The sequence below is a fragment of the Sphingomonas sp. ABOLH genome, from assembly GCF_003951715.1.
GTDB lineage: Bacteria > Pseudomonadota > Alphaproteobacteria > Sphingomonadales > Sphingomonadaceae > Sphingomonas > Sphingomonas hankookensis_A.
The window spans coordinates 56,051-78,540 of record NZ_QQWV01000010.1 but is presented as its reverse complement, the minus strand read 5'-3'; the positions used below and the strand labels follow the sequence as shown (position 1 = coordinate 78,540).

Genomic DNA, 22,490 nt, shown 5'->3' with positions numbered 1-22,490 from the left:
TCAATAGGGTTTGTCGCGTATCTGCGCCCCGATTAGCGGGTAATCGGTGAAGAAACCATCGACGCCCGCCGCGACCGCATCGGCGATCTCCTGCCCGATCCGGCCGTGCGTCGCGGGATCGCCCGGCACGCGATACGCTTCGGGCAAGAAGATATTCTCGGCGCGGTACGTCCAGGGATGGACGCGCAGGCCCGCCGCATGGGCGTCGCGGACCAGCGGCTTGCCGCCCGCGATCATGACCTTGTTCGGGCCGATGCCCCAGGCATAGGTCGCCACCGCCTTCAACCCCGCCGGGGTCGCCATCGTCGCATAATCGTCGACCGGATGATCGGCCGGGCCGCCGGTGTCGTTCATCAGCTGGATCAGGCGGATTTTGGTCAGTTTCTTCAGCGCCTTGAGGTTGTTCACCTCGAACGACTGGATGAACACCGGCGCCGTGGCGCTGTCCCAGCCGGCGGCGCGCAGTTCGGCGACCAGCCGCGCCTCCATCGGATGGCCGATCAAGGCGAAATAGGTCGGGTGCTTGGTTTCTGGGTAGATGCCGATGGTACGGCCGGTCGCGGCGGTGGCACGCTTGGCCAGCGCAATGACCTCGGCGAGGGTCGGCACCGGTTGCCGGCCGTCATAAGCCTTGTTGTCGGGACGCAGCAGCGGCAGGCGTTCCTTCGCGCGCAGCGTGCGCAGTTCGGCGAGGGTGAAATCCTCGGTGAACCAGCCGGTCATCGCCACGCCGTCGATAGTCTTGGTCGTGCGGCGAGTGGCGAATTCAGGATGCTCGGCGACGTCGGTAGTTTCCGAAATCTCGTTCTCGTGCCGGGCGACGAACACATTGTCCTTCGTCAGCACGAGGTCGGGTTCGATGAAGTCCGCCCCCTGTTCGATCGCCAGTTCATAGGCGGCGAGCGTATGTTCGGGGCGCGATCCGCTGGCGCCGCGATGGGCGATCACGATCGGCGTCCTGTCGAGCGGAGCCTCTGCCGTCACCATCGTCGCCCCCAGAATTCCCGCCATCACCAACCCCAACATCTGCGACCCTCTCGCAACAGGAAACCCTTTGGTTGGCGAACGTTAGCCCTGACGACCAACGGAGCGCGCCCTCATGCAATTCACCATCAACGGACAGCCGTATCAGGCGGAGGCGGACATCCGCACCTCCTTGCTCGACCTGCTGCGCGAACATCTCTCGCTCACCGGCAGCAAGAAGGGCTGCGATCATGGCCAATGCGGGGCGTGCACCGTGCTGGTGAACGGCCGCCGCATCAATGCCTGCCTCACGCTCGCCGTGATGCATCAGGATGACGACATCGTGACGATCGAGGGGCTGGGCACGCCCGAGGACCTGCATCCGCTGCAGGCCGCGTTCGTCAAGCATGACGGGTTCCAGTGCGGATACTGCACGCCGGGGCAGATCTGTTCGGCGGTCGGCATGCTGGACGAGGTAAAGAAGGGTTGGCCGAGCCATGTCAGCGCGGACCTCGACGATCCCGATTTCACCGACGACGAAATCCGCGAGCGGATGAGCGGCAATCTGTGCCGTTGTTCGGCCTATCCCAACATCGTTGATGCGATCCGCGAGGTTGCCGATGCCGAGGTGGAGACGGCGGCATGAAGTTGTTCAACTATGCCAAGGCGGACAGCGCCGAAGCCGCGGTCCGCGAAGGCGGGATCAGCGACACGAAATTCATCGCGGGCGGGACCAACCTGCTCGACCTGATGAAATTGCAGATCGAGACGCCCGCACGGCTGGTGGATATCAGCCGGTTGCCGCTCGACCGGATCGAGGAGATGGATGGCGGCGGCATCCGCATCGGCGCGCTGGTGCCCAATTCCGACCTGGCGGCCGATCCGATCGTTCGCGACCGCTACGAAGTGCTCAGCCGCGCGCTGCTGGCCGGCGCGTCGGGGCAGTTGCGCAACAAGGCATCGACCGGCGGCAACCTGCTGCAACGCACCCGCTGCTATTATTTCTACGAGACGGCGGCGCGCTGCAACAAGCGGGTGCCGGGATCGGGTTGCGATGCGAAGGACGGCTTCAACCGCATCCTCGCCGTGCTGGGCACCAGCGAGCATTGCATCGCGACGCATCCCAGCGACATGGGCGTCGCGATGCGCGCGCTCGACGCGACGATCGTGACGCTGGGCGGCGATGGCGAAAAACGGCGAATCGCGATCGGCGATTTCTACCGCCTGCCCGGCGACACGCCGGACGTGGAGAATGTGCTGCGGCAGGGCGAGTTGATCACCCATATCGAACTGCCGCCGGCTCCCGAGGGCAGGCAGACCTATCGCAAGGTGCGCGACCGGGCGTCCTATGCGTTTGCCCTGGTGTCGGTCGCCGGAATCGTGGCGGTCAGGGACGGCAAGATCACCTCCGCCCAACTCGCCTTCGGTGGCCTGGGGCCCATGCCGTGGCGCGACGAAGCGGTCGAGCGGGTGCTGGTCGGGCAGGCGCCGTCGGACGCGCTGTTCGCCGAAGCTGCCGACGTGCTGCTGCGCGACGCGAAAGGCTACGGCTCCAACGACTTCAAGATTCCTCTGACCCGGCGCACGCTGATCGCGACGCTGCGGGAGCTGACCGCATGACCCAGAACGCATTGCGCATGGACAAGCCCGTCGACACCAGCCTGCTCGACAGCGGCGTGCAGGGGATCATCGGCAAGGGGATCGAACGGATCGACGGTCCGCTGAAGGTCGCGGGCAAGGCGACCTATTCCGCCGAATATGACTTTCCGAACCTCGCTTACGGCTTCCTCGTCCGCGCGCCCTTTGCCGCCGGTACGATCACGTCGATCGATGCCGAAGGGGCCAAGGCCCTGCCGGGCGTCATCGACGTCGTGGTCGACCTGAAAACCTTCATCCGCAACGCGCAGCAGGGCGGCGAGACCGAGGCGCCGACGCAGGGCGTCAAGGACGTCGCCTATTTCGGCGAGCCGGTCGCGATCGTCGTCGCGGAGAGTTTCGAGGTGGCGCGCGACGCGGCGCAGCTGGTGTCGATCCGCCATGAACCGACCGAGGGCGTCTTCACCTTCGACGACCATATCGACGACGCGATCAAACCCCCGCCGGGATCGATGCCGCCCTATCACCGCCAGGGCGACCTCGACAAAGCGATGGCGGACGCAGCGTTCACCGTGGACGATGTGTGGCGCACCCCGTCGCAAAATTCGGCCGCGATGGAGCCGCATGCATCGATCGCGCTGTGGGACGAGGACGGGCTGACGCTCTACGGGTCGCTGCAGATGCCGTCGTCGGACAAGCAGCAGCTCGCCAAGTCGCTGGGCGAACGGCAATCGAAGGTGCGGATCGTCGCGCGCTATATCGGCGGCGGTTTCGGGTCGAAGCTCGGCATCTCCCCCGATACGGTGGCCACCGCGATCGCGGCGAAGGCGGTCGGGCGGCCGGTCAAGACGGTGATGACCCGCCAGCAGGTGTTCGACGCGACGGTGCGCCGGTCGAACACGCAGCAACGCTTCCGCCTTGCCGCCGATGCCGAGGGGCGGCTGACCGGGATCGGGCACGAGACGCTGTGTTCGAACCTGCCGGGCGAGGGCTATTTCGAGCCGGCCGGACAGGCGACGCAATTCCTCTATGGCGGCGAGAACCGGGTCATCAGCCACGATCTGGTCGAGCTGAACCAGACCCTGTCGGGATCGATGCGCGCGCCGGGCGAAGCGGTCGGGCTGCTCGCGCTGGAAAATGCGATGGACGAGCTGGCGGAAAAGGTCGGGATCGATCCGGTCGAGTTGCGTCGCCGCAACGATCCGAGCCGCGATCCGCAGAAGGACGTGCCCTTTTCCACCCGGTCGCTGACCCGCTGCCTCGACGCCGGGGCGAAGGCGTTCGGCTGGGATCAGCGCAACCAGACGCCCGGTGCGAAACGCGATGGCGACTGGCTCATCGGGCAGGGCATGGCATCGACCACCCGCACCAACATGCTGCAACCGAGCGAAGCGCAGGTGTCGATCGGTCCCGACGGGCGGGCGCTGGTCGAAACCGACATGACCGATATCGGCACCGGCACCTACACCATCCTCGCCCAGATTGCGGGCGAGTTGCTCGGCCTGCCGGTCGAGCGGGTCGCGGTGCATCTGGGCGATACCAAGTCGCCGCCGGGCGCCGGGTCGGGCGGATCATGGGGTGCCGGCAGCAGCGGGTCGTCGGTCTATCTGGCGGCGCAGGCGTTGCGCGAAAAGCTGGCCAAGGCGATGGACGTCGACGCCGACGACCTGACGCTCAAGGACGGTCACGCAATCGCCGGCAACCGCCGGGTGCCGATCGGCGATCTGGTCGGCGACGGGCTGACCGCCACCGGATCGATCGAACCGGGCAAACAGGAAAAGGAAACGACGCAGGCGAGCTATGGCGCGCATTTCTGCGAGGTGAAGGTCCATGCCGTCACCGGCGAGGTGCGGGTCGTGCGCTGGCATTCGACGTTCGAGGCCGGGCGCATCCTGAACCAGCAGACCGCGCGGTCGCAGTGCATCGGCGGCATCGTGTTCGGTATCGGCACCGCGCTGACCGAGGAACTGGTCCATGACGATCGCGACGGGCGTATCGTCAACCACGACCTAGCCGAATATCATGTGCCGGCGCATGCCGACATTCCGCACATGGACATCGCCTTCCTCGACGAACGCGATCCCCATGCAAATCCGCTTCATGCCAAGGGGATCGGCGAACTGGGCATCGGCGGTGCGGGCGCGGCGGTGCTGAACGCGATCTACAATGCGACCGGCGTGCGGGTGCGCGACTATCCGGCGACGCTCGACAAGCTGCTGGAAGGATTGCCGGCGGTCTAAAGCTCCTCCCCGCTCCGCGGGGAGGGGGACCATGCGCAGCATGGTGGAGGGGGTTCGCCTCGCAACGCAACGGTTTCGTATGCGGCCCGCCCCCTCCACCAGCTTCGCTGGTCCCCCTCCCCGCAAGCGGGGAGGATCGGAAGAAGCCTACCCCTATGGGCAATTTTCCCTTGTTCGCGTTTGCGGCATCCCCACCTGTCATGTATCTGACCCGCAGACCGGGTGGAATTGCCACCCCCTGACCGAACCGAGCGAGTATCATGGCCGAATTCCGTTTGCCCAAGAACAGCGTCGTCAAGAAGGGCACGACCCACAAGTCGGCGACCTCGGGCCGGATCAAGAAATTCAAGGTCTATCGCTACGACCCCGATTCGGGACAGAATCCGCGCTACGACGATTTCGAGATCGATCTGGACGAATGCGGCCCGATGGTGCTCGACGCGCTCATCAAGATGAAGTCGGAGCAGGACCCCTCGCTTACCTTCCGCCGGTCGTGCCGGGAGGGGATTTGCGGGTCGTGTTCGATGAACATCGACGGCCGCAACGGCCTCGCCTGCACCACCGCGATCGAGGATATCAAGGGCGATATCCGCATCACCCCGCTGCCGCACATGGACGTCATCAAGGACCTGGTGCCGGACTTCACGCATTTCTATGCGCAGTACGCGTCGATCAAGCCGTGGCTGCAGACCGTGACCCCGGAACCCGCGGGCAAGGAACGGCTCCAGTCGCCGGAAGACCGCAGCAAGCTGGACGGGCTGTACGAATGCATCCTGTGCGCGTGCTGCTCGACCTCGTGCCCGAGCTACTGGTGGAACAGCGACAAGTTCCTGGGGCCCGCGATCCTGCTGCAGGCCTATCGCTGGCTGGCCGACAGCCGTGACGAGATGACCGGCGAGCGCCTCGACGAGCTGGAAGATCCGTTCCGCCTGTATCGTTGCCACACGATCATGAACTGCGCGAACGTGTGCCCGAAGGGGCTGAACCCGGCCAAGGCGATCGCCGAGATCAAGAAGATGGAAGTCGAGCGGATCATCTGATCCGTTCGGGCGGTGTTGCTCGCACCACCCGTTCGTCCTGAGTAGCGGCTGAGCCTGTCGAAGACGCGTATCGAAGGACCGCTACCGTTGGCGACGATCCTTCGATACGCCCTTTCGACAAGCTCAATGGCTACTCAGGATAAACGGAGGGGTCATTCACCGGGAATGATCCTGCCATGACCGTCCTCACCCGCTACGACCACCTCGTCGCCGCCGGCGAACTCCGCCCCGATCCCGAACAGCGCGCCGCCGCCGAACGCCTATCGTTGCTGGCCGACGCCATCGACCATCCGCCCAAGCGCGGCCTGTTCGCGCGCCTGACCGGCAAGGATGTCGCTCCCCCGCGCGGCGTCTACCTGTGGGGCGGGGTCGGGCGCGGCAAGTCGATGCTGATGGACCTGTTCTACGACTGCGTCGCCGAACCGGCCAAACGCCGCGTCCATTTCCATGCCTTCATGATCGAGGTCCACGCCCGCCTTGCCACCGAGCGCGCCAAGGAAGCGGGCAACCCGGTGCCGCCGGTCGCCGAGGCGCTGGCGAAGGACCTGAAGCTGCTCGCGTTCGACGAGATGGTCATCAACAACACCGCCGACGCGATGGTGCTCTCGCGGCTGTTTACCGAGATGATGACGCATGGCGTGACGATGGTGGCGACGTCGAACCGGCCGCCGGTCGATCTCTACAAGGACGGGTTGCAGCGCGACAGCTTCCTGCCGTTCATCCATCTGCTCGAATCGAACCTCGACGTCCTGCCGCTGAACGGCCCGACCGATTATCGCCGCGACCGGCTGGGCGCGGTCGATACCTGGCTGGTGCCGAACGGCCCGGCGGCGACCGAGGCGCTGTCGGCGGCGTTCTTCCGCCTGACCGATTATCCGGTCGAGGATGCGGCGCATGTCCCGTCGTGCGACCTCGATATCGGCGGGCGTACGCTGCATGTGCCCAAGGCGCTGAAGGGCGTCGCGGTCTTCAGCTTCAAGCGGCTGTGCGGCGAGGCGCGCGGCGCGCCCGACTATCTGGAGGTGGCGCGGACCTTTCACACCGTCATTCTGGTCGGCATTCCGGTCCTGGGCCCCGAGAACCGCAACGAAGCGGCGCGGTTCGTGACGCTGATCGACGCGCTGTACGAATATCGGGTGAAGCTGCTGGCGGCGGCGGACGCACAACCGGGTGACCTGTACCCGACCGGCGACGGGCGGTTCGAATTCGACCGGACGATCAGCCGGTTGGAGGAGATGCGATCGGAGGAATATCTGGCCAAGGGGCATGGCGAGGGGTAGCGGCTCCTACCCTTTCCCCGTCTGCTTCGAGCGCAGGTTCGAGCCTGTCGAGAATCGAAGTCGAGAAGGGGTTACCCCAAACGACCCAGTTCTCGACTGTTGCTTCTCGACAGGCTCGAAGCTGCTCGAACCGAACGGGGTGGTGCGGGTGACGTCACCCCCGCCGCGCATCCGCCTTCTTCGTCCTCAGCGTCGCCGACGCCGCCGCCGGATCGTGGGGCCAGGGATGGCGCGGATAGCGGCCGCGCATTTCCTTCGACACGTCGCGCCATGATCCCGCCCAGAAGCCCGGCAAATCCTTCGTCGTCTGGATCGGCCGCCCCGCGGGGGAGGTCAGGCTGAGCGTCAGCGGCTGGCCCGCGACCATCGGATGCGTCGCCAATCCGAACAGTGCTTGCACGCGCAGTTCGACGCGCGGCCCCCCTTCGGCGGCATAGTCGATCGCGTGGCTCGATCCGGCGGGACTTTCGAAGCGGGCGGGCGCAAGGCGGCGGACCTGTTGCATCCAGTCCCAGCCCGCCTGTTGCTCCAGCGCGTCGTGCAGCCCGGTCACCGCGTCGAGCCGGCGCTTGCCGGCCAGCAACGGTGGCAGCCAGTCGTCGATCGTAGCCGTCAGCGCGTCGTCGCCGAGCGGATCGGGCTGGCCCAGCATCGCCGCGACATAGGCCGAACGGCGGCGAAGAGCATCCGCCCCCTCCCATGGCAAGAGTGAAAGGTCGCGCCGCGCACCTTCGGTCAGTGCCGCGACGATCTCGTCCGGCGACGCTGCGGCATCGGGACCCGACGACAGCCGGATCGCACCCAGCCGGCGTTCGCGGAGCGCCACCACGCCGCGCGTCGCGGGGTCGAAGGTGACGCTGCGCCGCGTCTCGATCCGATCGCCGAACAGTTGCTCGACGGTCGCCTGTTCGATCGCCACCGCCGACAGGATGCGTGCGCCGGCCGCCTGCCCCTGAGTCTCCGCGACCGCCAGCCATTCGGCCGATCCGAGCGCGGCCGCGTCCAGCGTGAAGCCGCGCCCGCCGACCGAGGCCCAGCGTTCGCCCGACACGTCGCGCCGTCTGGCGATCCGGTCGGGAAAGGCTAGCGCGACGCTGCGCGCCAGGGCATCGGCAGGAGGATCGTCGCGGCCCTTGACCAGCTTGCGCCAGCGCTCGGCCAAACGGCGCGACGCTTCGGCCCGCTGCCCGCGCTCGGTCCGCCAGCGACGGCGGCGCTGGTCGAGATCGGTGTCGTTGCCGCCCAGCCCCCGCTCGCCCAGCAGCACCGCGACCTCCGCCGCCGCGCCCGCAAAGCCGCCCTCGCCCGCGCGGATCAGCATATGGGCGAGGCGCGGGCTGAGCGGCAGCGCGGCGATGGCAAGGCCGTGCGGCGTCGGGCGGCCATCGGCATCGATCGCGTCCAGCGTGGCAAGACGCGTGCGCGCCTCCTCGACCGCCGCCGCCGGCGGGGGGTCGAGCCAGCGCAACGTCGTCGGATCGGTGACGCCCCATTTGCCGCATTCGAGCACCAGCGCCGACAGGTCGGCCTCCAATATCTCGGCCGGGTCGAAGCGCGGCAGCCCGGCGGTGGCGGCAGCCTCCCACAGGCGATAGGCCACGCCCGGCCCCTGCCTTGCGGCACGCCCCGCGCGCTGGGTGACCGCGGCTTGGCTCGCCCGCTCCGTGGTCAGCCGCGTCATGCCCGCCGACCGGTCGTAGCGCGGACGGCGGGCGAGGCCGGAATCGACGACGATGCGGATGCCGTCCAGTGTCAGCGAGGTTTCGGCAATGCTGGTCGCCAGCACGATCTTGCGCCGGCCTTGCGGATCGGGGGCGATGGCGGCGCGCTGTTCGACCGGCAGCAGCGTCCCGTGCAGCCGGTGCAGCACCGCGCCCTCAGGCACGGCGATGCGTTCGGCAGTGCGTTCGATCTCGGCAACGCCGGGCAGGAAGGCGAGGATGCCGCCTTCCGCTTCGGTGAGCGCGCGGCGGATCGCAGCGGCGACCGAGTCCTCGATCCGGGCCTCGGCATTGCGGCCGATATGGCGCAGGTCGAGCGGGTAGGACCGCCCCTCGCTCTCGATCACCGGCGCATCGTCCATCAGCGCGGCGAAGCGTTCGCCGTCCAATGTCGCCGACATGGCGAGGATGCGCAGGTCGGGCCGCAGCGCCGCCTGCGCGTCGAGCGCGAGGGCGAGGCCGAAATCACTGTCGAGGCTGCGTTCGTGCACTTCGTCGAACAGCACTGCCGATACGCCGGCCAGTTCGGGATCGGCCTGGATACGGGCGACGAAGATGCCCTCGGTCATCACCGTGACGCGGGTCGCCGCCGACCGCTTGCTGTCCATGCGGGTGGCGTAGCCGAAGGTCTGGCCAACGGGTTCGCCGCCGGTTGCGGCCATCCGCTCGGCCGCAGCGCGGGCGGCGATGCGGCGGGGGGAGAGGAGCAGGATTTCGCCGGTCGCCCATGGTTCGGTCAGCAGCGCCGGGGCGACGGCGGTGGTCTTGCCCGCACCCGGCGGGGCGACGAGGACGGCGGAGGTGCGGTCGCGCAGCGTCTCGAGGATGCGGGGCAGGACGGCGTGGATGGGGAGCATGGCTTCCTCTAGCAATCCTCCCCGCCTGCGGGGAGGGGGACCGCTCGCGTCAGAGGGGGGTGCGCCTCGCAATGCAACGGTCCCGTAATGCGGACACCCCCCTCCACCATCCTGCGGATGGCCCCCCCCGTGCCGGGGAGGAGCTTAGAGCGTGTCGGGGTTCGGGCCCAAGCGGCCGTCCTCGCGATCCATCGCGTCGAGTTTTGCCACCTGTTCGGGCGTCAGCGTCACCTGCCGTGCCGCGAGATTCTCTTCGATCCGCTTGCGCGACGATGCCTTCGGGATCACGCCCAGCCCGGCCTGGAGATGCCAAGCCAGGATCACCTGCGCCGGGGTCGCTCCCGCCTCCTGTGCGATTGCGGTGATGGTCGGGTCGGCCAGCAGCGTGCCCTGCCCCAGCGGCGACCAACTCTGCGTGACGATGCCCAGCCGTTCGTGCTCGGCGCGCGCGGCGCGTTGCTGGAAGGTCGGATGCAGTTCGATCTGATTGAGCGCGGGTACCACGCCGGTCGCATCGACGATCCGGTCGAGATGGTCGGGCGAAAAGTTCGATACGCCGATCGACGCCACGCGTCCCTCTTCATGCAGCCGCACCAGCGCCTTCCACGTGTCGACATAGCGGCCCTCGGACGGCATCGGCCAGTGGATCAGGAACAGGTCGATCCGCGGCAGCTTCGCGGCGCTCGCGTCGAACGCTTTCAGGGCGTTGTCATAGCCCATGGCGTCGCGCCACAATTTGGTGGTGACGAAAACGTCGCTGCTCGCGGTCGCTTCGCCGACGCCGGCTTCGTTGCCGTAGAAGGCAGCGGTGTCGATCAGGCGGTATCCGGCATCGATCGCTTCACGCGACAGGCGGGAAGAGTCTTCTGCGGGGACCTTGTAGGTGCCGAAGCCGAGCGCGGGGATGGTGCGGCCGTCGTTGAGGGGGAGGTCGGTCATGGGGTGTCCGTGCAGTTGGGGCGTTCGGCTGCCAAAGGATGAAGGCGCGATACGTTCCCCTTTCCGTTCGTGCTGAGTAGGGGCTGAGCGAAGTCGAAAGCCCGTATCGAAGCACCTGTCGCTCTCCTTCGATACGCCGCTTCGACAAGCTCAGCGGCTACTCAGGACGAATGGATGGACTTGGGGTAGAGGCGTTTCACTCCGCCCCCCCGCCCCACCCCATCCCCGTTAGGTTCGAGCAGCTTCGAGCTTGCCGAGAAGCGGCAGTCGAGAACGCCCCGTTTGAGGCAACCCCTTCTCGACTACGGTTCTCGACAGGCTCGAACCTGCGCTCGAAGCAAACGGAAGGGAGAAGGGGAAGCACCGACTTACCCCGTCGGCCGCCCGTCCGGGTCCATCAGTACCTCGCGCCGGCCGACATGGTCCGGCCGCGAGACCAGCCCCTCCTTCTCCATCCGCTCGATCAGCCGCGCCGCCGAGTTGTACCCGACGCGCAGCTGGCGCTGGAGCCAGCTGGTCGACGCCTTCTGGCTCTCCGCCACCAGCTGACACGCTTGGCGGAAGGTCTGTTCCTCCGGCGAATCGTCGCCGGTCGGCGCACCGTCGAGGCTGAAGCCGGCATCGCCTTCCGGCTCGTTGACCACCGCGTCGATATAGTCGGGCGCGCCCTGCGAGCGCCAGAAGTCGGACACCGCCTGCACCTCGTCATCGCTGACGAAGGGCCCGTGGACGCGGGCCAGCGCCTTCCCGCCAGGCATGTAGAGCATGTCGCCGCGCCCGAGCAGCTGCTCGGCACCCTGTTCGCCCAGGATGGTGCGCGAATCGATCTTCGACGTGACGTGGAAGCTGATGCGCGTCGGCAGGTTCGCCTTGATGACGCCGGTGATGACGTCGACCGACGGCCGCTGCGTCGCCATGATCAGGTGGATGCCGGCCGCGCGTGCCTTTTGCGCGAGGCGCTGGATCAGGAACTCGACTTCCTTGCCCGCGGTCATCATCAGGTCGGCCAACTCGTCGACGATCACCACGATCTGCGGCAGCGGCGTCAGGTCGAGCGTCTCTTCCTCATAGATCGGCGTGCCGGTGTCGGCGTCATAGCCGGTCTGCACCTTGCGGCCGAGCTTCTGCCCCTTGGCCAGCGAGGCGCGGACCTTGTCGTTGAAGCTGGCGAGGCTGCGGACGTTGATCGACGCCATCATGCGATAGCGGTCCTCCATCTGCTCGACCGCCCATTTCAGCGCGCGGACCGCCTTGGGCGGGTCAGTGACGACATCGGCGAGGAGGTGCGGGATGCCGCGATACATGCTGAGTTCCAGCATCTTCGGGTCGATCATGATCATGCGGCACTGGTCCGGGGTCAGCCGGTAGAGCAGCGACAGGATCATGCAGTTCAGCCCGACCGACTTGCCCGAGCCGGTCGTACCGGCGACCAGCAGATGCGGCATGGGGGCCAAATCGGCGACGACCGGATCGCCGGCGATATTCTTGCCCAGCACGATGGGGAGCTGCGCATTCTGGTCGGCGAACGCCTGGCTGGCGATCAGTTCGCGCAACGACACCATTTCGCGCCGCTGGTTGGGCAGTTCGATGCCGATCACGGTGCGGCCGGGAATCGTCGCGACGCGGGCGGAGATCGCCGACATGTTGCGCGCGATATCGTCGGCCAGCTGGATCACGCGGCTGGCGCGGATGCCCGGTTCCGGCTCCAGTTCGTACATGGTCACGACCGGGCCGGGCGCGACCTTCACCACCTGCCCCTTCACGTTGAAGTCGTCGAGCACGCTTTCGAGCAGGCGCGAATTGCGCTCCAGCGCCGCCTTGTCGATCGCGGGGCCGGTCGATTCGGGCGGGGGGGCGAGCAGGTCGATCGACGGCAGCGCGAAATTGTCGCGGCCCTCGCTGCTGGCGGGCTTCGGCGCGCTGGCGAGTGCGGGCGAGGCCGCACGCTCGGCGATGACCGGCGGGGCGCGGTCGTCTGCCTGCGCGACGCGGCGCGGCTGCGGCCGGGCGGGAACGTCGTCGTCCTCCTCGTCATCGGCGAGCAGCGGCGCGCGGGGCGCCGGGTCGAACGGCAGGTCGTCGTCCTCGACCAGCACGTCGCCCTCGTCCGCGCCGACCCGAGCGCGGCGTTCGAACTTCGGCATGCGGAAGGTGCCGTCGGGAATCTCGATCGTCAGCCCCTTGGCCCAGCGCCACACGCCGAACAGCCCGGTCGCCAGCGCCACGACGCGGATCGTCCACAGCTCCGCCACCGGCACGCCGATCAGGTGGATCAGGCCCTGCACCGCCTGCGCGATGCTCCATCCGATCACCCCGCCATAGCCGGCGGGCAGCGACAGGATCGCCTCGCCCGACACGAACGCCAGCGTGGTGCCCATGGCGAGCACGCCGATCAGGCAGTCGCGCACCATGCGCGGCCATGGTCCCACCGGCACATCGCGCCACAGCCGGACGCTGACGATCAGCCCTAGCGGCAGCAGCATCGCTACGGGCACGCCGAACAGGGTGAGCAGCAGGTCGGCCAGCATCGCGCCGCCCGACCCCAGCTTGTTCGCGACCGGCCCGCCCGCCGCCGTGCTGAACGAGGGGTCGGCGGGTGAATAGCTGGCAAGCGCGATGGCGATCACGATCATGGCGACGAACAGCAACGTCGCGCCGATCATCGCCCCGCTGCGCTTCGCACCCGCCTTCATCGCGTCGCGCCACAACATCGGCTGCGCGTTGGTCGCCATTCGTTCCACCCTTGTTCGATACTGCCCCGATGTGCGCCGCGCGGGGCCACGCCGTCAAGGCGGCGTTGCGGTGCGCCGCGCCAGACCCTAAGTCCACTCGGACGAAACGACTTTACGGATGGGACGGGTTTCATGGCACAGGCGGACGTCATCATCCTGGGCGGCGGGCTGGTCGGCAGCACGCTGGGCGTGGCGCTGGGCGTCCACGGGCTGACCTCGATCATCCTCGATCCGGCCGATCCGGCGGTGACGCTGGCGCCGGGCTTCGACGGGCGTGCCTCCGCCATCGCCAGCGCGACGCACCGCATGTTCGAAGCGATCGGCATCGCGCCGGGGCTGGGCGACGAAGGCTGCCCGATCGCGGCGATTCGCGCGACCGACGGGCTGGCACCGGGCAAGCTCGATTTCATCCCCGACGCCGCCGACGATCCGGTCGGCGTGATGTACGAAAACAAGCGGTTGCGGCAGGCGATCTACGACGCCGCCGTCGCGTCGCCCCATGTCGACCTGCGGTACAAGGATCGCGCGATCGACGTCCGACGCGAAGCGCATGGCGTGACGGTGACGACCGCCGGCGGCGATACGCTCACCGCGCCGCTGCTGATCGCCGCCGAAGGCCGCAATTCGCCGACGCGCGAGGCGGCGGGCATCCGCGTCGCGCGCTGGAGCTACGACCATGCCGCGATCATCACGACGCTGGGTCACGAAGTGCCGCACGAGAATATCGCGTACGAGATCTTCTACCCCGCCGGCCCGTTCGCGATCCTGCCGCTGAAGGATGATGCGCACGGCCATCGCTCGGCGATCGTGTGGACGGTCGATGCGAAGGATCGGCCGGCAATGCTGAAGCTGTCCGACCGCGCCTTCCTTGCCGAAGCATCGAAGAAGATGGGCGGGTTCCTGGGCCAGCTGTCGAACCTGTCGGCACGGTCGAGCTATCCCCTGGGCTTCCACCATGCCGCCAGGATCACCGCCGACCGGCTGGTGCTGGTCGGTGACGCCGCGCATGGCATCCATCCGATTGCCGGACAGGGGCTGAACCTCGGCCTGCGCGACGTGGCGGCGCTGACCGAGGTGCTGGTCGAGGGCAAGCGCACCGGGCTGGACCTCGGCGATCCCTATCTGCTGGAGCGCTACCAACGGTGGCGCGGGCTGGACACCTTCGCGGTGGCGCTGGCGACCGACGGGCTGACCCGCCTGTTCGGCATTCCCGGCAAGACGGCGAGTGCGGTGCGGCGCTTCGGCCTGTCGGCGGTCGATTCGATCCCGCCGCTGAAAGCCGCGTTCATGGCCGAAGCGCGCGGCGAGACGGGCAAGCTGCCCAAGCTGTTGCAGGGCATCCCCGCGTGACCCTGTCCGCCGTCCAGCGCGGGGTCGCGCGCGGGATGGCGGGTGCAGCGGGGGTCGGCATCGTCGCGCTGCTGGCGGCGTTCCGGTTCGATCCGGGCCATGTCCTGGCGGACCGCTTGCGAATATTGGCGGTCACCCTCGCCGTTGTCGGACTGTGGAGTGTCGCGGCGATCGGCAACGTCGCGCGCATCCGGTTCCTTTCAACCCTGTCGATAGACGGCGGCGATGCCGATCCCGCGGTGGCCCATGGTCGCGCCATCGCGCAGAACACGCTGGAACAGTCGGTGTTGGCGGCGATCGCCTATGCCGCATTGACGCTCGCCACCGATCGGTCGGCCGTGCCGATCGCGGTGCTGGCCTTGTGCTTTTCGGTCGGGCGCGCAGGCTTCTGGGCCGGGTATCGTAGGGGAGCCGCCGCCCGCGCCTTCGGCTTCGCGTTGACCTTCTACCCGACCGTGCTGGCGCTGCTCGCCGCGCTGGTCCTCGCGATCCGGGGGTAGCGGTCCCCCGCTACCATGCACCGCTGCCGGTCGCACCGTCCCGAAACTCCCCAATCCGCCGCCGCGTCGCCGGCGTCGTGCTTTCGGGCAGCGCGTCGAGCGCGAACCACCCGACTTCGGCGACTTCCAGCGCATCCGCGCCGTGCAGCGCGTCGCTCCCCGCCCGCGCGACATAGACGACGACATGATCGTCCTTGCCCTCACGCCGGTTGTGATAGACGCCCAGCACCCGCTCGACCGTCGCACCGGTGACCGCCACCTCCTCCGCCAGTTCGCGGTGCAGCGCTTGGGTGACGCCCTCCCCCTTCTTCACGCCGCCGCCGGGCAGATACCAGCCGTCGATATAAGTATGCCGCACCAGTGCGACCCGGGCACCGGCGGGATCGAGCAGCACCGCACGCACCCCGATCGTCCGGGGCCGGGTGACTCGCCAGACGATCCGCGCCGCGCGCCCCAGCAAGCGATGCAGCAGCGCCATGCCCTGCCCTCAAGCCGACCCGTCGCGGGTCGCCTCGGCCGTCTCCTCCACCGCCACCGGCTCGGTCGCGGGGCGGATCATCAGGAAGCTGCCCGACCAGACGCCGGGTATGTCCCACCGCCCGCTGATCTCGCAGCCATCGTCGCTCAGCACGCCGGCATAGACGACCATGTCGCCATAGCCCTCCGTCCCGCGATCGTCGTAGAATTTGCTAAAGCGCACGCTGGCCCCGTCGCGGTGCCCGTCGATCGCCGCAGCGATCAGCGCGCCGGGGGGCACCGAATGCAGGTCGGGTTCATGGATCGTGCCGACGATCGACCCGCCCAGATCGGCGATATCGGCCTCGAACGCCGTCGGCGGGTTGGTGTGCGGATAGTTGAAGATACCGCTCCACTTGCCCGTCAGGTCGCGGCTCACAGCGGCCGTGCCGCTTCGACCAGCAGCACCGGCACGCCGTCGCGAATCGGAAAGGCGAGGCCGGCGGCATCGGAGACCAGTTCGCCCGCCTGCGCATCATGCGTCAGCGGCGTGCGCGTCACCGGACAGACCAGGATCGACAACAGCCACGGGTCGATCGCCTTTTCCTGCGTTTGCGTCATTGCAGCGTCGCCTCTTCGTCATCGCCATGCCGACCGAAGAATTGCATGAGTTGCACGATCAGTTCCGCCCGCGCCGACAGTTCGTCGACTTCGAGCAACGCCTGTTTCGCCGCCACGTCGAACGGTGCGATCTGCGCGATGCCGTTGACCAGGCTTTCGTCGTCCAGCCGCCCGACCGATTCCCAGTCGACCGCATAGCCCAGCCGGTCGGCGAAGCGCCGCGATTCGATTTCCAGCGACGCACGCTCGGCCAGCCCCAGCGTGGTATCGCCGATCACCGGCAGCACCTCCGCCTCCACCTGTCGAAACGCGGTGGTCACGTCGAGTTCGCGCACCACGCGGAAACGCGACAGCCCGCGCAGCACGATGTCGTAACGGCCATCGGCATGCGCCTCGACATCGACGATCTGCCCGATGCAGCCGATATCGAACAGCGGCGGCCTGTCCGTGTCGCCGCCGACCGGGCGCGGCTGGATCATGCCGATGCGCCGGTCGCGCGCCAGCGCGTCCGACACCATTGCCCGGTAGCGCGGCTCGAAGATGTGCAGCGGCAAATGCATGTTCGGAAACAGCAGCGCCCCCGCCAGCGGGAAGACGGAGACGCGGCCGCTCATCCGAACAGGATCGCCGAGAGCTTGCGCCGCTGCTGCGACACCCACGGGTCCTCCAGCCCGACCGCCTCGAACAGCTTGAGCAGCTGCTGCCGCGCGGCATCGTCGTTCCACGCCCGGTCGGCGGCGACGATCTTCAGCAGCGATTCGGCGGCACCGTTGCGGTCGCCCGCCGCCATCTGCCCGCCGGCCAGCCGGAAGCGCGCATCGTGATCGTCCGGGTTCGCCTCCACCTCGGCCTTCAGCGCGGCGAGATCGTCGACCGGCTGCGCATCGCGGGCGAGCGCCAGCGCGGCGCGGACCTGTTCGATGCCCGGCTGCTTCGCGGCATCGTCGGACAGCGCGTCCAGCGCCGCCTGCGCCGCGTCATGCTCGCCCAGCGCCATCAGCGCCCGGACCCGGCCAGCGGCGACGGCGGCGTTCTCCGGCACCATTTCGGCAATCTGGTCGAAGATCGACAGCGCGCGCGCCCCGTCGCCCTCGCCCAGCGCCGCATCGCCCATCGCGATCAGCGGTTCGATATCCGGCCCGGCCGCTGCACCCGGCTGCACCGGCAGCTGGCGCAGCAGCTGGTCGAGCATCTGCTTGAGCTGGCTTTCGGTGCGGGCAGAGGTCAGGTCGGCGACCAGCTGCCCCTGGAACATCGCATAGACGGTCGGGATCGACCGGATCTGGAATTGCGAGGCGATGAACTGATTCTTGTCGGTGTCGATCTTGGCCAGCACCACGCCCTTGTCGGCATAGGCCTCCGCCACCTTTTCGAGGATCGGGGTCAGCGCCTTGCACGGCCCGCACCATTCCGCCCAGAAATCGATGATGACGAGGCTGGTCATCGATGGTTCGACGACGTCGCGGCGGAACGCTTCCACGGCATCCTTTTCCGGGGCGGTCAGTCCTAGCGTGGCCAAGCGTCGATTCCTTATCCTGTGACAGCCGCCCCTATGTGGGCATCACAGGCAAAACAGAAAAGAGTTCATTTAGGGGTTGCGCGACCCGAAACCCCCGTCTAATAGCCCGCCTCACCCCAGCCGGTCCGCCGGTTCGGAACGCCAGAGCGGGCGTAGCTCAGGGGTAGAGCACAACCTTGCCAAGGTTGGGGTCGAGGGTTCGAATCCCTTCGCCCGCTCCAGTCGTCTCGCTGAAATAGTGAGGCTATTTCAGCTTCTCGGAGACGACATGGCCGGCGCCGACTGCGGCGACCGACGACATGGCTTTGCCATGTCGCGCCCCCGATCGTTGCGCATAACTCCGCTGACAATGCGGTGAGGCACGTCCTGCTCGATTTCTGATCGCGGACGCGCCAGCCATCCATTCGCTGCCCGAAATCGATCCATCGAAATTGTTTGCGAGTGGTAGCGAATCAAATGTGATTCCGCGCAGTCCAAGCCTGGGAACCAACCCTCCGGCGCGAATCAGCCAGCCGGCACGCATCCTATTTCGGCCACCCCGGACGTAATCCGGGGTCGAGCTTCCCCGGCCGTGCGAAAAAGGAGAAGCGTGACCCCGGATCAAGTCCGGGGTGACGATGGTGGCAGGGCAGCGGTCAGCCTCACCCTTCGGCGGCTCGAAGAAGCGCACCAGACCAATGCCCCCCGGCATCAGAATTCCGACCAGTCATCCTCCACCACCGCGACCGCCGCATTGCCCCGCGCCATGCGCTGCGGAACCGGGCGCGGCACCGAGCGCACCGGCAGGCGCTGCACCGTGTCGCGCTGGTCGCGGACCACCATCTCACCCAGGTGGAAGCGGGCGATCTCACCCGACAATGCATCGGCCTCGGACGACAGGCTGCGTGCGGCGGCGGTGCTCTGTTCGACCATTGCGGCATTGCGCTGGGTCACGCCGTCCATTTCCGCCACGGCGGTATTGACCTGCGACAGGCCCTGCGACTGCTGCACCGCCGCGCCCGAGATATCCGCCACCAGCGTGCTGATCTCCCCGATCCGGGCGATGATCCGGTCGAGCGAGCGGCCGGTTTCGCTGACCAGCGCGACGCCGCTATCGACCGTTTCCACCGATGCGGTGATGCGCTGCTTCACGTCCTTCGCCGCCTCGGCCGAGCGCTGCGCCAGCGCCCTAACTTCGGAAGCGACCACGGCAAAACCCTTGCCCGCATCGCCCGCCCGTGCCGCCTCCACGCCGGCGTTCAGCGCCAGCAAGTTGGTCTGGAACGCGATGCCGTCGATCACCGCGATGATGTCGGATATTTCGGCGGACGTCCGCTCGATCCGGCCCATCGCGTCGACCGCGCGGCGCACGACCTCGCCCGACTCGACCGCCTCGCTGCGCGCGGTGCCGACGATCGTGTCGGCGCGCGCTGCGCTGGCGGCGCTTTCGCGCATCGTCGCGGTGATCTGCTCCATCGCGGCGGCACTTTGTTCGAGGCTCGCGGCCTGTTGTTCGGTACGCTGCGACAGGTCGTCCGATGCCGCGCTGATCTCGCTCGCGCCCTTGTGGATGGTGCCCGCCACCGTCGACACCGACAGCATCGTTGCACGCAGCGAGGCGACGGCGGCGTTGAAATCGTCGCGCAGCGACAGGAACGGTTCCTGCAAGTCGGCGTCGATCCGCGCGGTCAGGTCGCCGGCGGCGAGCTTGCCCAGCCCCTCACCCATGATCGCCACCATCTGCCGCTGAGTATCGCGCTCCATCGCCGCCAGCGCGCTTTCGCGGAACGTCGCCATCGCCTTGGTAATGCGGCCGACGCAGTCACGATTGGCGGTATAGGCGACCGGACTTTCCAGATCGCCTGCCGCCAGCGCCTCCATCCGCACGACCGTCGTGACATAGGGGGTGCAGATCAGCCGCGACGCGCCGAAGGTCACACCGACGATCGCCGCCACGCCGGCCAGCGCCCCGCCGACGACCACCCCCGGCGCGACCAGCATCGAACCCGACGCCGCCAGGATCGCCAGCGCGGCAATCCCGCCCGACAGCATCAGATACACCAATGCCAGCACCCGGAATTTGACCCGGATCGGCGCGTTACGCGAAAACCATGCAATCATCTGACGTCCCCCCAAACATCGTTGCCACCACCGCTCACGCGCGGCGCATCCGCACCACCGTCTGTATCCGCCGCGCCGGGATCGCTTCGGGCCGCCCGAACAGATAGCCTTGCGCCAGCGCACAGCCCTCGGCCTGCACCATCGATCGCTGCACCTCGTTCTCGACCCCTTCGGCGACCACCGGCACGTTCAGCCCCTTGCCGAGGCCAGCGATCGCCCGGACGATCGAGCGAGCCGCCTCGTCCTCGTGCATCGCCGATACGAAGCTCTTGTCGATCTTGATCTTGTCGAATGGAAAGTGCCGCAGGTTGCTGAGCGACGAATAGCCGGTGCCGAAATCGTCCATCGCGATGCGCACCCCCAGCGCCCGGATCTCGCGCAGGATCGCCAGCGACACGTCCCGGTCGCGCAGCAGCGCGGTCTCGGTAATTTCCAGCTCCAGCCGGCCGGGCGCCAGTCCGCTGTCGGCCAGCGCGCTGCGCACCACCATCGGCAGCGTCGACACGCGCAGCTGCACCGGGGAGACGTTCACCGCCAGCGTCAGCGGTTCGGCCCATTCGCTGGCATCGCGGCACGCTCGGCGCAGCGCCCATTCGCCGATCGCCATGATCGTGCCCGCTTCCTCGGCGACCGGAATGAAGATCGCCGGCGGCACCTGTCCGCGCTCGGGATGGTCCCAGCGCAGCAGCGCCTCATAGCCGACGACCTCGCCCGCCGCGGTCGACACCAGCGGCTGATAGACCAGCTGCAATTCGTCCCGGCACACCGCATGGCGCAGATCATGTTCGAGGCTGCGGCGGTCGCGCGCCTGCCGGTCCATCCGGTCGTCGAAAAAGGATGCGGTGCCGCGCCCGTCCTGTTTGGCACGGTACAGCGCGACATCGGCATTGTGGCGCAGCGTTTCCGGGTCGGTCCCATCGCGCGGAAAGGTGACGACGCCCAGGCTGCATCCGACCGCCATCGGATCGCGCGTCGAATCCATCTCGGCGGCAAAGCCCGACAGGATGCGGCCCGCCAGCCGGCGGGCATCGTCCAGGGATGCGATATCGCGTTGCAGGACGACGAATTCGTCGCCGCCGATCCGCGCGACCAGGTCCTGCGGACGGATGCAGTCGTCGAGGATGCGCGACACCCGGATCAGGATCGCATCGCCCGCGCCGTGGCCGAACAGGTCGTTGACCGCCTTGAACCGGTCCAGATCGACCGCGATCAGGGCAAAGGGCGTGTCGGCCCGCACCGCTTCGTGCAGCGCGGTGTCGAACGCGGCGCGATTGACCAGCCCGGTCAGCGGATCGTGCGACGCCAGATGCTCGATCGCCCGCTGCGCCCGCGCGGTTTCGGTCAGGTCGCGCATCGCGATGACGGTGGCGGCGCGACCGCGATATTCGATGGCGCGCGCGGTCAGCTCGACCAGCTGGTCCTCGATCTCGCTGCCGCGGATGCGGGCGCGGGTCGCATCGCCGCGATGCGGGCGCAGTGCGTCGCGGGCGACCGTTTCGAACCACGCTGCGGTCGACGTACCGACCAGCGCCGCGCGGTCCACGCCCAGCAGCGCGCACGCCTGTTCATTGGCGTCGAGGATGCGGTCGTCGCTGGTGATGAGCAGTCCTTCGGACGTCGCATCGGCCAGCCCGCGCAGGTCGGTCAGGAACCGGTCGAGCACCGATGCCACCGCGCTCAGCGCGACCAGCAGCAGCGCCGCCGCGACGATCCACAGCACCAGCCATTGCGACCGCCCGCCGGCCTGCGCCACCGCCCCGCCATGCTGGCCCATCGTCGCCGATGCCATCGCGACGAAATGGATCGTCACCGTCGCCAGCACCATGCCGGCGGCGGGCAGGATCATCCGCTGCCGCCCTTCCAGCCGCAGGAACAGCGCGAACGCCGCCGACAACAGCACCCATCCGACCAGCACCGCGCCGGCGATCATGCCGTGATCGACCCGGTGGCCCATCGCATTGGCGATCGCCGCCATGCCGGTCAGGTGCATGCCGAGAATGCCCAGCGTCGCGACCGCCCCGCACAGCATCACCAGCGGCAACCCCCGCGCCTGGCGCAACAGGGCAAAGGCGATGCCGAACGCGCCGATGGCGATCGTCGCGGAAACGGCGGTCAGCAACTGGTCGAACTGCAGCGCGAACGGGCTGCGATAGGCGATCATCGCGATGAAATGGGTCGACCACACCCCGCCCCCGGCGGTGACCGCCGCCGAGCTCAGCCACAGCAGGCGACGTTCGACCACGCATTCGAACGACCGCTGCAATTGGGCAAAGGTGGACAGCGCGCTGACGATGCACAGCAACAATGCCAGCAGGACCACCGGCAGGTCATGGTGCGAGACGATCATGTCCAACAGGTACGACATTCAGCCAGGACCCCCATCCGGCGCTGCTTCCTGTCGTACAGGATGGGGGGCGGCGATTAAATATCGGTATATCGTCAATTCGACGGAATGGCGGAAAAGTCCTTACTTTCCCGACCATCCTCAGCAACGAGTTACGGAATTTACGCAACTGCTAAACACTGTTCTGTCGCCAGAACGATTTCAACTGCTTAGTATTCGGTATCCATCGTCG

Annotated in this window: 18 protein-coding genes and 1 tRNA gene; 8 read left to right on the top strand and 11 right to left on the bottom strand. The window is 67.8% G+C overall.

From position 1 onward, the window contains the following. Positions 1-1,011 carry a glycerophosphodiester phosphodiesterase gene (locus tag CA237_RS07170; RefSeq protein ID WP_066690903.1) on the bottom strand — a complete coding sequence of 337 codons (1,011 nt, stop codon included), beginning with the start codon at positions 1,009-1,011 and terminating at the stop codon, positions 1-3. Between the two features lie 88 nt (positions 1,012-1,099). Here CA237_RS07170 and CA237_RS07165 point away from each other — a divergent pair, with 88 nt between their 5' ends. From CA237_RS07165 to zapE, 5 genes are all read left to right on the top strand, one after another. Then, on the top strand, positions 1,100-1,609 hold the full coding sequence (locus tag CA237_RS07165; protein WP_084401588.1) for a 2Fe-2S iron-sulfur cluster-binding protein: 510 nt from the start codon (positions 1,100-1,102) through the stop codon (positions 1,607-1,609). Next, positions 1,606-2,583, top strand: a complete 978-nt coding sequence (locus tag CA237_RS07160; RefSeq protein WP_126013506.1) for a xanthine dehydrogenase family protein subunit M — start codon at positions 1,606-1,608, stop codon at positions 2,581-2,583. Before CA237_RS07165 ends, CA237_RS07160 begins: the two co-directional genes overlap by 4 nt. Further along, positions 2,580-4,799, top strand: a complete 2,220-nt coding sequence (locus CA237_RS07155; RefSeq protein ID WP_126013503.1) for a xanthine dehydrogenase family protein molybdopterin-binding subunit — start codon at positions 2,580-2,582, stop codon at positions 4,797-4,799. Before CA237_RS07160 ends, CA237_RS07155 begins: the two co-directional genes overlap by 4 nt. A gap of 260 nt (positions 4,800-5,059) precedes the next feature. Then, entirely contained in the window at positions 5,060-5,839 is a 780-nt protein-coding gene (locus CA237_RS07150; protein WP_126013500.1) for a succinate dehydrogenase iron-sulfur subunit, read from the top strand. A gap of 176 nt (positions 5,840-6,015) precedes the next feature. Continuing rightward, positions 6,016-7,119, top strand: coding sequence for a cell division protein ZapE (gene zapE, locus CA237_RS07145; RefSeq protein ID WP_126013497.1), 1,104 nt, complete (start codon positions 6,016-6,018; stop codon positions 7,117-7,119). 154 nt (positions 7,120-7,273) lie between these two features. Here the strand turns inward: zapE and hrpB are convergent, their stop codons facing one another. The 3 genes from hrpB to CA237_RS07130 form a co-directional block, all read right to left on the bottom strand. Continuing rightward, a complete protein-coding gene (gene hrpB, locus CA237_RS07140) occupies positions 7,274-9,697 on the bottom strand; it encodes an ATP-dependent helicase HrpB (RefSeq protein WP_126013494.1) in 2,424 nt (807 codons plus the stop codon). A gap of 144 nt (positions 9,698-9,841) precedes the next feature. Further along, the gene (locus CA237_RS07135) at positions 9,842-10,636 is read right to left on the bottom strand and encodes an aldo/keto reductase (protein ID WP_126013491.1); all 795 of its coding nucleotides are present in this window, start codon (positions 10,634-10,636) and stop codon (positions 9,842-9,844) included. A 368-nt stretch (positions 10,637-11,004) separates the two neighbouring features. Beyond that, complete coding sequence (locus CA237_RS07130) at positions 11,005-13,368, bottom strand: DNA translocase FtsK (RefSeq protein WP_126013488.1); 2,364 nt, start codon at positions 13,366-13,368, stop codon at positions 11,005-11,007. A gap of 132 nt (positions 13,369-13,500) precedes the next feature. On the opposite strand from CA237_RS07130, the gene CA237_RS07125 reads away from it, so the two are divergent. Together CA237_RS07125 and CA237_RS07120 are read left to right on the top strand one after the other, a co-directional pair. Beyond that, positions 13,501-14,718, top strand: a complete 1,218-nt coding sequence (locus tag CA237_RS07125; RefSeq protein ID WP_066690726.1) for a UbiH/UbiF/VisC/COQ6 family ubiquinone biosynthesis hydroxylase — start codon at positions 13,501-13,503, stop codon at positions 14,716-14,718. Next, on the top strand, positions 14,715-15,218 hold the full coding sequence (locus tag CA237_RS07120) for a hypothetical protein (RefSeq protein WP_198158555.1): 504 nt from the start codon (positions 14,715-14,717) through the stop codon (positions 15,216-15,218). The genes CA237_RS07125 and CA237_RS07120 overlap by 4 nt, the downstream gene beginning before the upstream one ends. A gap of 10 nt (positions 15,219-15,228) precedes the next feature. On the opposite strand, the gene CA237_RS07115 is transcribed toward CA237_RS07120, so the two are convergent. Genes CA237_RS07115 through CA237_RS07095 form a run of 5 tightly spaced genes read right to left on the bottom strand, consistent with a single transcriptional unit; the run spans position 15,229 to position 17,799 of the window. Further along, positions 15,229-15,696: an NUDIX domain-containing protein gene (locus CA237_RS07115; protein WP_066690737.1), complete on the bottom strand. Its 468-nt coding sequence runs from the start codon at positions 15,694-15,696 to the stop codon at positions 15,229-15,231. A gap of 9 nt (positions 15,697-15,705) precedes the next feature. Next, the gene (locus CA237_RS07110) at positions 15,706-16,113 is read right to left on the bottom strand and encodes a hypothetical protein (RefSeq protein WP_066690740.1); all 408 of its coding nucleotides are present in this window, start codon (positions 16,111-16,113) and stop codon (positions 15,706-15,708) included. Continuing rightward, complete coding sequence (locus CA237_RS07105; RefSeq protein WP_066690743.1) at positions 16,110-16,295, bottom strand: Trm112 family protein; 186 nt, start codon at positions 16,293-16,295, stop codon at positions 16,110-16,112. Before CA237_RS07105 ends, CA237_RS07110 begins: the two co-directional genes overlap by 4 nt. Further along, entirely contained in the window at positions 16,292-16,909 is a 618-nt protein-coding gene (locus CA237_RS07100; RefSeq protein WP_066690753.1) for an LON peptidase substrate-binding domain-containing protein, read from the bottom strand. The genes CA237_RS07105 and CA237_RS07100 overlap by 4 nt, the downstream gene beginning before the upstream one ends. Continuing rightward, positions 16,906-17,799, bottom strand: coding sequence for a tetratricopeptide repeat protein (locus tag CA237_RS07095; RefSeq protein ID WP_066690912.1), 894 nt, complete (start codon positions 17,797-17,799; stop codon positions 16,906-16,908). Before CA237_RS07095 ends, CA237_RS07100 begins: the two co-directional genes overlap by 4 nt. A 161-nt stretch (positions 17,800-17,960) precedes the next feature. Here CA237_RS07095 and CA237_RS07090 point away from each other — a divergent pair. Further along, a tRNA-Gly gene (locus CA237_RS07090) sits at positions 17,961-18,035 on the top strand. A gap of 469 nt (positions 18,036-18,504) precedes the next feature. Here the strand turns inward: CA237_RS07090 and CA237_RS07085 are convergent. Next, entirely contained in the window at positions 18,505-19,914 is a 1,410-nt protein-coding gene (locus CA237_RS07085) for a methyl-accepting chemotaxis protein (protein WP_066691675.1), read from the bottom strand. Between the two features lie 34 nt (positions 19,915-19,948). Next, positions 19,949-22,279, bottom strand: a complete 2,331-nt coding sequence (locus tag CA237_RS07080; protein WP_066691678.1) for an EAL domain-containing protein — start codon at positions 22,277-22,279, stop codon at positions 19,949-19,951. Between the last annotated feature and the right edge of the window lie 211 nt (positions 22,280-22,490).